The sequence below is a fragment of the Plantactinospora alkalitolerans genome (genome assembly GCF_015690345.1).
Classification (GTDB): Bacteria; Actinomycetota; Actinomycetes; order Mycobacteriales; family Micromonosporaceae; genus Plantactinospora; species Plantactinospora alkalitolerans.
The window spans coordinates 1-10,292 of the sequence record NZ_JADPUN010000325.1; the positions used below are offsets into that span (position 1 = coordinate 1).

At 71.3% G+C, this 10,292-nt stretch carries 9 protein-coding genes; 5 read left to right on the top strand and 4 right to left on the bottom strand.

Annotation, left to right across the window (positions count from 1 at the left end; all coding sequences use genetic code 11):
- Positions 1–101 precede the first annotated feature (101 nt).
- Together I0C86_RS35345 and I0C86_RS35350 are read right to left on the bottom strand one after the other, a co-directional pair.
- Positions 102–347: a hypothetical protein gene (locus I0C86_RS35345; protein ID WP_196205658.1), complete on the bottom strand. Its 246-nt coding sequence runs from the start codon at positions 345–347 to the stop codon at positions 102–104.
- 13 nt (positions 348–360) lie between these two features.
- Positions 361–648 (bottom strand): hypothetical protein, encoded by a 288-nt coding sequence (locus tag I0C86_RS35350; protein ID WP_196205659.1) that lies wholly within the window; start codon positions 646–648, stop codon positions 361–363.
- A 275-nt stretch (positions 649–923) separates the two neighbouring features.
- Here I0C86_RS35350 and I0C86_RS35355 point away from each other — a divergent pair, with 275 nt between their 5' ends.
- Both I0C86_RS35355 and I0C86_RS35360 read left to right on the top strand, forming a co-directional pair.
- Entirely contained in the window at positions 924–1,712 is a 789-nt protein-coding gene (locus tag I0C86_RS35355) for a helix-turn-helix domain-containing protein (protein ID WP_196205660.1), read from the top strand.
- Positions 1,703–1,891 carry a DUF397 domain-containing protein gene (locus I0C86_RS35360; RefSeq protein WP_196205661.1) on the top strand — a complete coding sequence of 63 codons (189 nt, stop codon included), beginning with the start codon at positions 1,703–1,705 and terminating at the stop codon, positions 1,889–1,891. Before I0C86_RS35355 ends, I0C86_RS35360 begins: the two co-directional genes overlap by 10 nt.
- 20 nt (positions 1,892–1,911) lie before the next feature.
- Here the strand turns inward: I0C86_RS35360 and I0C86_RS35365 are convergent, their stop codons facing one another.
- Positions 1,912–2,481: an NUDIX hydrolase gene (locus I0C86_RS35365; protein WP_196205662.1), complete on the bottom strand. Its 570-nt coding sequence runs from the start codon at positions 2,479–2,481 to the stop codon at positions 1,912–1,914.
- Between the two features lie 357 nt (positions 2,482–2,838).
- On the opposite strand from I0C86_RS35365, the gene I0C86_RS35370 reads away from it, so the two are divergent.
- Positions 2,839–3,639: a hypothetical protein gene (locus tag I0C86_RS35370; RefSeq protein WP_196205663.1), complete on the top strand. Its 801-nt coding sequence runs from the start codon at positions 2,839–2,841 to the stop codon at positions 3,637–3,639.
- A 77-nt stretch (positions 3,640–3,716) separates the two neighbouring features.
- Here I0C86_RS35370 and I0C86_RS35375 read toward each other — a convergent pair whose 3' ends face one another.
- Complete coding sequence (locus I0C86_RS35375; RefSeq protein ID WP_230395319.1) at positions 3,717–5,042, bottom strand: MFS transporter; 1,326 nt, start codon at positions 5,040–5,042, stop codon at positions 3,717–3,719.
- A 291-nt stretch (positions 5,043–5,333) separates the two neighbouring features.
- On the opposite strand from I0C86_RS35375, the gene I0C86_RS35380 reads away from it, so the two are divergent.
- Positions 5,334–7,127 (top strand): HSP90 family protein, encoded by a 1,794-nt coding sequence (locus I0C86_RS35380; RefSeq protein ID WP_196205664.1) that lies wholly within the window; start codon positions 5,334–5,336, stop codon positions 7,125–7,127.
- A 5-nt stretch (positions 7,128–7,132) separates the two neighbouring features.
- Positions 7,133–10,180, top strand: coding sequence for an ATP-binding protein (locus tag I0C86_RS35385; RefSeq protein ID WP_323374043.1), 3,048 nt, complete (start codon positions 7,133–7,135; stop codon positions 10,178–10,180).
- The last annotated feature ends 112 nt before the right edge of the window (positions 10,181–10,292 follow it).

Below are 10,292 nucleotides of genomic sequence, written 5' to 3' on the forward strand. Positions count from 1 at the left end.
GCCCTACCTCGGACGGTTACAAGATCCTTGGCGAACTACGGTCCGCAGCGCACCACAGGTTGCCAAGAATCTTGGTCGTCCCGGGTCGTCGGTCGGCGTGGTCAGGAGCGGGGGAGCCAGTAGACGATCCGGGCGGAGAGTTCGCGAGGGTCGCTGCCCGGCAGGTCCTGTAACGCGTGCTGGAGCTGGCTGGCCAGGTAGACCAGCAGGCCGATCCGGTTGTCGCGGTAGGCGCGCAGCAGGCCGAGCCGGGCGGGTTGGCAGGGCCAGGGCGCGCCGCAGGTCCGGCATCGGAACGACGGTCGTGCGGGTGTGTGCGGGCGGAACCGCGCGTGGGGGCCGTACATCGAGGTGTCCCGGTCACCGGTACTCGGCCTGCCGGGTGCGCCCGGTCCGGTACGGGTGTCCGGCCCGGGTAGCCGTCTCCCAGACCGGGCCGCCGTTGGTGTGTCGGGCTCGGGCCGGTGGTGGTGGCGGCGGATCCGGCGGTACCCGGACGAGCGCCGGGCGGGGTGCCGGCGGTGGCCCCGGGCGGTGCGGTGCCGAGACGGTACGTGGACAGCGCCAGCGGCGACCGCAGAAACAGAAGATCCAGAGGAAGTACCAGGCACGGTAATGCCGGACGGGTAGGCGATGGCGTTTGGACATCGATCATCCTTTCTTTCCGTTCTCCTGATCGAATCTGGCTGCGGGGCCGTTCCGATGCCGAACGGAACGGCCCCGCGCGGTTCCGCCCGTCCTATTCAGACCCCGGGCGGTTCGGCTGCCTTCCACTCTGGACTGGCGTCCCCTAATCTCGAAAGGCGCGCATCGCACCCGTCATGACCTGCGCGAATGGCCTAAGCAGAAGTGGCGAACCGAGGCGAACTGTGGAGCGGATCCATTGACTTGCGGAGGGATTTATGACAGAGACACGGCAACCAATGATCGAGTTCATCATCGATGAGATCCGCCGGGCGAGAATGACCGCCGGGATGACTCAGGACCGGTTCGGCCGGGGTGCCAACTTCTCGGCCTCCCAGGTGAGTGCCGTCGAGACGGGCACCCGGGCGCTGACCCGCGAGTACGTCCGAGGGGCAGACAAGGCGCTGAAGACCGGCGGCCTCTTCGAGCGCATGGTCATCAAGCTCAAGCTCGACGGCGAGCCGTCCTGGCTCCGCGAGTGGATCGAAATCGAACGCAAGGCCGAGTCGTTTCGCTGGTTCGAGAACGCGGTAGTGCCGGGGCTGTTGCAGACCGAGCAGTACGCGCGGGCCATTTTCGCCAGCATGGGAGTGTTCACCGCCGACGAGGTGGCTGCCAGGGTCGCTGCCCGTATCGAGCGGCAGGCCGTACTTGGGAAGGAGAAGCCCCCGCAGATGACTGCGGTGCTGGACGAAGGGCTGTTGCATCGGCCCGTTGGCGGCCCTGACGTCATGCGAGAGCAGTTGTCGCACCTGGTCAACATCGCCGCGGTGATGCCGCACGTCCGAATCCAGGTCGTGCCAACCCCGGTCGGAGCTTATGGCGGCCTGACCGGACCGTTCATCGTTGCCACACTGCCCGGCGACGAGAACGTCGCCTTCCTGGACAACTATCTACGCGGGCAACTGGTACAGGACGCGGCCGACGTAATGTGGATAGCCAAGGTGTGGGAGTCCATCCGGAGCGAGGCGCTGCCGCACCACCAGTCCACCAAGCTGATATCAGAAGCGGCGGAGCGATGGAACTGACGGCAGCGGTCTGGCGCAAGAGCACTCGCAGTAACGGGGCAAGTGGCGCCTGCGTGGAGGTGGCGGACAACCTGCCGGGGGTGGTCGGGGTGCGGGACAGCAAGGATCCGACGGGTCCGGCGCTGGTCTTCGCCCCGCAGGCGTGGCGGTCGTTCGTCCGGCAGGTCCGGACGCGCTGACCGGCGGCGTCACGCCCGGTTCAGGAGCGGATCCGCTGGAGCTTCGACCAGAAGCGGGTGAAGTGCGGATCGAAGCGGGTGGGATCGGCGTCGCGGACCTCTGCCGGCGACCACCAGCGCGCCTCCCGGAACTCGCCGCTGTCCAGCGAGAGCTGCCGCTCCCGGTCGAGCCGGAGCAGGAACCACAGGCTCACGTCGGTGTGCCCGGCGTCGATCCCGACGGTACGCGTCACGGTGACGAAGACCGGCTCCGCTCCGAGCAGCCCGCTGTCGACCGGTACGCCCAACTCCTCGTAGGCCTCCCGGCGAGCCGTCTCGGCGGGGTGCTCGTCCGGGTCGACGTGCCCGCCCGGCGGTAGCCACAGCCCGGCGTTGACGTGGTCGACCAGCAGCACACCGCCGTCGGCCGGATCCACCGGCACCACGTACGAGACCAGGTGCCGGGGCGGGGTGGCCGGCTTGACCCGCCGGAACACGTCATCGGTGCTCCGCAGCCAGCGCAGCGTGTCCGACCGGTGCTCGGCCTCCACCTCGTCCGACGGCACGAGTCCGGAAACCATGTCGTACACCGCCGCGACCGAGGAACGCATCCGGGAATCATGCCAGCACGTAAAGTTCGGCCGGTGATAGCACGGTGATAGCAGGCCGAACTTTACGTGCTGAGGTGATCAGAGGACGGGGGGCGGAGTGAGTGCCAGGAGACGAGGGTGACCGTGCCGAAGATGGCGGTCGCGGCGTAGAGCACGGGGGCAGCCCGACGGCGGTACCGGGACAGCCGGATGTCCCCCAGTCACGCTCGGACGACCGGCACCGGCGGATCAGACGCGAGCTCTGCCGGGGGTACCACCGGGCGGGCCACCGTTCCTCGAACCAGCCGCCCTCAGCATCGACTGATAACATCCGCCCTCGCACGGAGCATTCACCGACTTGTCGGAACGGGGAACAGGATGGCTCGGACGTACCGGTCCGCTGGTGCGCTGCTTGCCGCCGTCGCGGTGGTCACGATGACCGGCTGCCAGCTGCCGAGCCCGGGAGGGGAGCCCGAAGGCCCGCCGGGACAGGTGGCGTTGCGGGCTGCCGCGACGGCGACGAAGGACGCCCGGACGCTGCGGGTGTCCTTCGAGGCCCGGCAGAGCGGCGGCACGCTCTTCGGTGGGACGCTCATCGGCAAGGCCGAGGTGGTGGCCCAGCGGTCAATGGTGGTTGATTGGAGCTACCGCGCCTCGGCCGGCGACACCGAGACCGCCATCAAAGGTCAACTGATCGCGGTCGACAAGGCCGTCTACATGCGCTCGTCCCAGTGGAAACCGCCAGCGGGCAAGCGTTGGTTCGCCATCAATCCCAACTGGGCGGCCACCCCGAGCAAGCCGATCGCACCCGAGTGGTTCGTGCTGGTGATGTCGCGGCTGCTCGACCCGCTCTTCCTGCTCGACCAGGGCCTACCGGAGTCGGAAAAGGTGCGGAGCACCCCGGGCCCGGCCGGTGAGGGTACGGGCGAGACCTACCGGACGGATTATTGGTATCTGGATCTCGACGGCGTCGGGCCGGAGGTCAAGGGCTGGGGCCGACAGATGGGCGCGAGCGTGTTGGACGTGGTCATGCGGCTGACGAAGGACCGCCATCCGGATCGGCTGAAGGTCAGCAGCTCGGCCGGGGTGATGCTTTTCGACCTGGAGGCCACCTTCGACGGCTACGGCACCCCAACCGAGGTGACTGCGCCGGCCCCGGCCGAGGTGGAGAAGCGCTGAGTCCAGGCACCGCTGGACCTCGGCCGGAGCGCACCGGCCGGGGTGTTCCGGCAGGGACCTCGGCGCGGGTAGGTCGGTCATGACCGGAGTGCGCGCCAGGACGAGAGGGTGACCACGGCGAAGACGGCGGCCGCCGCGTACAGCACCGGGGGTAGTCCGGCGGCAGAACCGAGGAACCCGGCTCCCACCGCACCGACCGGGGCGGCCAGCAGGCCTGCCGTACGCTGCGCACTGCCGACCCGTCCGAGCATCTCGGCGGGCACGTTGCGCTGGCCGTACGCCGACGAGAGCGCGTTCCAGCTCGCGGTGCCGGCGGAGAAGACGGCGAGCGCGATGGCGCCCGGCACCGGATGACGGGCGACCGCCAGCGTGGCGACCGCCAGCGTCTCAGCCACCAGCACCCAGCGCAGGCCGGGCAGTGTGCCGAGCCGGGCGGCGATCCGGCCCGAGAGCAGCCCACCACCCAGCGCGCCGAACAGCGCCGCCGACATGAAGAGTCCGTAGCCGGTGGTGGGGACCTTCAGCACGTCCAGCGCGTACAGCACGATGACCGCGATCAGGCCGCTGATGGCGATGTTGGTGACCATGCTCAGGAGGGTGATCCGCCGCAGCGTCCGGTCGCGCCAGATCCAGCGCAACCCGTCACCGGCCGCGCGCCAGGCGACACGTCGGCGAGCCGTCGCGGAGTCAGGCGTGCGGGAGGCCGGCGGCCGGAGCGAGCCCACCGTCGGCCGGAGGGTCAGGGCCAGCAGCGCGGCGACGGCGAACGTGACGGCGTCGACGGCGAAGGGCACGGCGGCCCCGACCGCGAAGAGGACTCCGGCGAGCGGGGCACCGACGAGTCCACCGGCTACCGCCGTACCCGCCTGTAGCCGGCCGTTGGCGACGGCCAGCCGGTCCGCCGGCACGAGGGCGGGCAGCATCGCGAACGCGGCGGCGTCGAAGAGAGTGCCGAGGGCGGCGAGCAGGAAGGCGCAGCCGGCCAGCACGGCGACGTGTACCTCGCTGGTGGCGACCAGCAGCGCGAATCCGCCGACGAGGGCGGCCCGGAGAGCGTCCGAGGCGGCCATCGTCCGTCGCCGGTCCCAGCGGTCCGCGTACACCCCGCCGAGCAGGCCGAAGAGGAGTGGCGGCAGTTGGCCCGCGACCACCACCGCCGCGATGGCACGCGGATCGCGGGTGACCGACGCGGCGAGCAGGGCCAGTGCCGGGTTGCGCAGCGCGTCGCCGAGCCGGGAGACCACCGCCGCTGTCCACAGTCGACCGAATACGCCGCCGAGCATCGCGACGCCCGGCCGCCCGTCGCCCCCGTCGGTCGGGGCCCTCCGTCCGTCGCCCCCGTCCGTCGGGGCCCTCCGCCCGTCGCCCCCGTCCGCCGGCATCGAGATCGTCGTATCGGTCATGGCTCCTGCCGTCCTCGCAAGCTGTTAGGAGGGGACCCTTCTTCTACAGAAAGCGATAAGAGGGGGCCCTTCCTTACTGATCGGGTCGGGACATCGGACGGCCGACGATGCCGCCTCGACCGGGTCGAGGGTCAAGTGACCCGTGGCGTCCGGGGCGTTCCGCGCCGCCACGATGGGCCGCCCGGGGGGCATGAAAGGAGGAGGCGGAGCGTCAGTCCGGACCGGTACGGTGGGCGCCGGCATCGGCCGGGGCCACCAGGGACATCCCGGTGTCGGACGGAGTGAAGAATCGTGGACCGGACCTTCCAGGTCGACCTGCGCGGCGTGGTCGACCTGCTCAGTCACCATCTCTACGGCAGTCCCCGGGTCTACGTCCGGGAGCTGTTGCAGAACGCGGCGGACGCGGTCACCGCCCGTCGGGCCACCGATCCTGGGGCACCGGCCGTGGTCCGGATCGAGCCGCCCGAGCTGACCGGAGATGGCACGCTGCGGGTGCACGACACCGGCATCGGTCTGACCGAAGCCCAGGTGCACGAACTGCTCGCCACCATCGGACGCAGTTCGAAGCGGGACGAACTGGGCTTCGCCCGGCACGAGTTCCTCGGCCAGTTCGGTATCGGCCTGCTCTCCTGCTTCATGGTCGCCGACGAGGTCCGGGTGCAGACCCGGCACGGGAACGCGCCGACCGTGGCATGGACCGGCTACGCCGACGGCCGCTACCGGGTCGAGTTGGCCGCCGAGGGTGCGGCGCGGGACGAGATCGGTACGACGGTGACCCTGGTTCCGCGCCGGGACGCCGACCAGTGGTTCGTCCAGTCGACGGTGACGGAGCTGGCCGGCCTGTTCGGTTCGCTGCTGCCGATCCAGGTCTTCGTCGGCGGGATCGAAACCACCACGGGTCCGCCGCCGTGGTCGGCGCCCGCCGGCACCTCCGCCGCCGCCCGTCGGGACCGGCTCGTCCGGTACGCCCGCGACGTCCTCGGCTTCACCCCGTTCGACGTCGTACCGCTGTCGGTGCCGGAGGCCGGGCTGACGGGTGCGGCCTTCGTGCTGCCCGCACCGGTGAATCCGGCGGCCCGTGCCGGGCACCGGGTCTACCTGAAGCGGATGCTGCTCACCGAGGGCGCCGAGGGACTGTTGCCGGACTGGGCGTTCTTCGCCCGCTGCGTCGTCGACTCCGGCGAGCTGCGGCCGACCGCCAGCCGGGAGGCGCTGTACGAGGACAGTCTGCTCGAAAGCACCCGCGAGGCGCTCGGCGACCAGCTCCGTGGCTGGCTGGTGCGGCTGGCCGGCGGTGATCCTCGGCGGCTCGCCGACTTCCTCCAGGTGCACCACCTCGGGGTGAAGGCGTTGGCGTTGCACGACGACGAGATGCTCCGGCTGGTCGAGCGCTGGTGGCCGATGGAGACCAACACCGGGCGGACGACGCTCGCGGAGTTCCGCGAGCGGCACGGCCTGATCCGGTACGCGGCCACCATCGACGAGTTCCGTCAGCTCGCCGCGGTGGCGGCGGCACAGGATCTGGCGGTGGTCAACGCCGGTTACACCTACGACACCGAGATCATCGAGCGGCTGCCGTCGGTGGACCGCTCGGTGCTGGTCGAGCGGCTGGAGCCGAACGACCTGACGACCCGCTTCGAAGTCCTCGATCCCGGTGTGGAGCTGGCCGTCCGACCGTTCCTGAGCGCGGCGCAGCGGGCGCTGGACCGGTTGGGCTGTGAGGTGGTGCTGCGGTCGTACGCCCCGGCGTCGCTGCCGGCCCTCTATCTGGTGAGCCGTTCGGCGGCGTTCCACGAGCAGTTGCAGTCGACCCGGGAGCGGGCCGACGAGACGTGGGCCGGGGTACTCGACGCGCTCGCCGCGTCCGGCCCACCGGAGCGCCCGCAGCTGGTGCTCAACCACCGCAATCCGCTGGTCCGCCGGATCACCGCGCTCGGCGATCCGGAACTGGTCGGTCTCGCCGTGGAGGCCCTGTACGGCCAGGCGTTGCTGCTCGGCTACCACCCGATCCGGCCGGCCGACGCGGCCCTGCTCAACAGTTCGTTTCTCGGTCTGCTCGGGCGGGCCGTGCCGGGGCAGGAGTGAGCACAGTGGAAAATGACAACAGGGACATCTGGCGGGCGCTGCACCGGGTCACCGAGATGCCGTACGGCGCGGGTCAGATCGCCGCGGTCGAGCAGCTGATTCGGCAGGCGGACGCGGAGGGCGACGACGAGTTCGCCTTCGTGGCCCGGGTGGTCGGCACCGACAGTTACGTGTTCGGCGGGGAGCCGGGGCGCTCGTTCGTCACCTTCTCCTGGTGCCTGGCCGACTTCGACGGGCCGCCGAAGCCGTACCACCAGCGGAACGAGCACAACCTCCTCCGGCAGTTCAAATACATGATCAACAGCCTGTTGAACTTTCCCGAGGTGCCGCTGGACCGGACGTACGCGGTGCTGGACGACATGGAGCGGCGGTACCGGGACGGCGGTCACGGTCTCCAGGCCGTCTACAAGCGACGGCATCGGGTCGCCCGGCACCTGGGTGCGATGGACGAGGCCGAGCAGTGGTACCGGCGGTGGCTCACCACTCCACGGAACCAGCTCTCCGACTGCGCCGGCTGCGATCCGTCCTCCCAGATCGACTACCTCGCGTCGATGGGGCGCCACGAGGAGGCGGTCGCGCTCGCGGAGCCGGTGCTGACCGGCAGACTCGGCTGCGCGATGCAACCCCAGACGGTGCTCACCACCCTGCTGCGGTCGTACCTGCACACGGGACGGCGGACGGAGGCGCGGGAGGCGCATCTGCGGGCGTACCGCCGGCATCGGAGCAACGTGGCCGATCTGCGGGACATCGGCGAGCACGTGACGTTCTGCGCGTTGACCGGCAACGAGCCGCGCGGCCTGGAGCTGGTGGAGCGGCACCTGGGGTGGCTGGACCGTCCCCCGTCCCCGGGTGCCGCGATGGATTTCGCCGCCGGAGCGGCGCTGCTGCTCGGACGGTTGGCGGCGGCCGGACACGGGTCGTTGACCGTGCACCGGCCGGCGTACGGGGACCGGCCGGTGGCCGAGGTGCCGGTGACGGTGCTGGCGGAAGAGCTGACCACGACGGCGTACGACCTGGCGGCCCGGTTCGATGCCCGGAACGGCACGTCGACCCAGTCGCGGTTGGTGGCCGATCATCTGTCGTTGGAGCCGATCGGCGACTATCTGCCGTTGTCCGCCACGGCGGCACGCCAGGCCGCCGGCCCTGTCGGGCCCACCGCCGCGTCCGCCCAGGCGGAACCGGTCTCTCCTCCGGCGGCGACCTCCGCGCCTGTGGAGTCGGCGGCCTCCGCGCCTGCGCAGTTGGCGGCCTCCGAGGCTGCGCAGTTGGCGGTCCCCGACCGGGGAACGACGGCGCCGGACCTGCCGGTCGACGTCCCCCCGATCCGGCTGCTCGAACTGATCGAGGAGCGGTGGCTGCGTTCCCGGCGGGACGATCACCTGGCGAGCGCGCTGCGGACGTTCGACGAACGGTTCGACCACGCCTTCCTGGAGCCGTCGGTGCTGGCCCGGCGGGCCGAGCTGCGGGCCCTGCACCGGCAGACGGTCGACGATCCCGCTGGTGCGGTGACGGCGAGTCGGGAGGCGATCGCGCTGCACCGCCAGGTTCCGGATCCGGTCCGGGAGCAGATCGTGGCGGGACGGTTGGGCGTGCTGCTGGCGCTGGCGGACGATCCGGCCGAGGGACTGTCGTTGGCGCAGGGTTCGGCCGACTATCTGGCCGAACACGGCGACGCCGGTGCCCGGGCCGGCGGGTACGACCGGCTGTCGGTCGTTCTGTTCAAAGTGGAGCGTACGACCGAGGCGCTGGAGGTGGCGGATCGGGCCGAGGTCGAGGCTGCTGGTGCCGGGGACCGCCATCTGCTGGCGCGGATCGCGCTGCGCCGGACCCGTTTCCTGGACCTGCTCGGTCGGCGGGTCGAGGCCAACGAGGCGGCCCGGCAGGCCCGGGATCTGCTCCTCGAACTCGGCGGACCGGCGGACTACCTCGCCACGGCCTGCCTTCGCTACGCGGACTCGATCGAGGAGCCGGCCGAGGCGATTGCGGCCTGGGACGAGGCGGTACGGACGGCGACGGACGAGACGGTGTTGCAGGCCCGCAGTCTTCGGGCCCGGGCCCTGCTACTGGTCGACCGGCCGGCCGAGGCGGTCGACGATCTCGTGGAGGCGGTCGCCCTCAGCGTGCAGTACCGGATCGCGGACGGCGCGGCCCACCTGCGCTGGAAGCTGGCGGAGGCGTACCAGCAGGCCGGCATGTTGACCGAGGCGGCCGAGGCGGCCGAGGAGGCGATCGGTGAGCTGAAGCGGCTCGGCCGGCAGGCCGACGCGGACCGCTGTCGGCATCTGCTCGCCGCCGTCTACGCCACGCTCCACGAGTACGACCTGGCCCTGGCCCTGCTCGACGAACTAGCCAGCAACCTGGACAGCCCGGACAATCTCCTCTGGCGGGGGCGGGTGCTGGAGGAAGCCGGCGACCTGCTCTACCGGCAGGACCGGGACGGTCTCGCGGCGCAGCGGTTCGCGGCGGCGGCGACGGTGTACCGGCTCGCGGAGCGGGGCATCGACGAACTGCGTACCCGACGCCGCGAGATTTCCGCCCAGCTCTGGGCGGCGGATCCGGACGCGGCGGTGGCGGCGCTCGACCGTGCGGACCGGGTGGCGGCGGCACTGGCCCCACCGGACGTCGCGCCCACCACCCCGACGGCCGGTGCGGCGGTGCCGCTCGGCGAGCCGGCGGAGAACGGGGTTCCGGCCGCTGCCGCACTCCGACGGGAGCGGGCGCTGCTGGCCGAGACGGCGGCCCGCGCACTGCTCGCCGTCGATCGGCCGGAGGAGGCGTTGGGGCGACTGTCCGGCGTCGCCGACAACCTCCGGTCGACGGGGGCGCCCGGTGATGCGCAGCATGTCGACCTGCTCACCGGCGAACTGCTGGTCCGGTTGGATCGGCCGGCGGAGGCGGAGCCGGTGCTGCGGACGATGCTCGATGCCGTGGTCGAGCGCCCCGACCTGGCAGCCCGGGCTGCTTGGTGGCTCGCCGAGGCGTTGGCCGCGCTCGGCCGGACCGGGGAGGCCGCCGCGCTGCGCGCGAAGTTCGACATCGACTCCGACGGGTGACCGTCTGATAGCTGTCAGCTCCGATTTCCGTTCCGGGACGCGGCTGCGGCGGGGCGGGCCGGGTGAGCCGGCGGACGCTGCGGGGAAAGGGGCGGGTGGCCGGCGGTTGACA

What these genes read in the sequence shown, in the direction of transcription:
- I0C86_RS35345 (WP_196205658.1), bottom strand. Translation starts at nt 347, where the DNA reads ATGTACGGCCCCCACGCGCGGTTCCGCCCGCACACACCCGCACGACCG.
- I0C86_RS35350 (WP_196205659.1), bottom strand. Translation starts at nt 648, where the DNA reads ATGTCCAAACGCCATCGCCTACCCGTCCGGCATTACCGTGCCTGGTAC.
- I0C86_RS35355 (WP_196205660.1), top strand. Translation starts at nt 924, where the DNA reads ATGATCGAGTTCATCATCGATGAGATCCGCCGGGCGAGAATGACCGCC.
- I0C86_RS35360 (WP_196205661.1), top strand. Translation starts at nt 1,703, where the DNA reads ATGGAACTGACGGCAGCGGTCTGGCGCAAGAGCACTCGCAGTAACGGG.
- I0C86_RS35365 (WP_196205662.1), bottom strand. Translation starts at nt 2,481, where the DNA reads ATGCGTTCCTCGGTCGCGGCGGTGTACGACATGGTTTCCGGACTCGTG.
- I0C86_RS35370 (WP_196205663.1), top strand. Translation starts at nt 2,839, where the DNA reads ATGGCTCGGACGTACCGGTCCGCTGGTGCGCTGCTTGCCGCCGTCGCG.
- I0C86_RS35375 (WP_230395319.1), bottom strand. Translation starts at nt 5,042, where the DNA reads ATGACCGATACGACGATCTCGATGCCGGCGGACGGGGGCGACGGGCGG.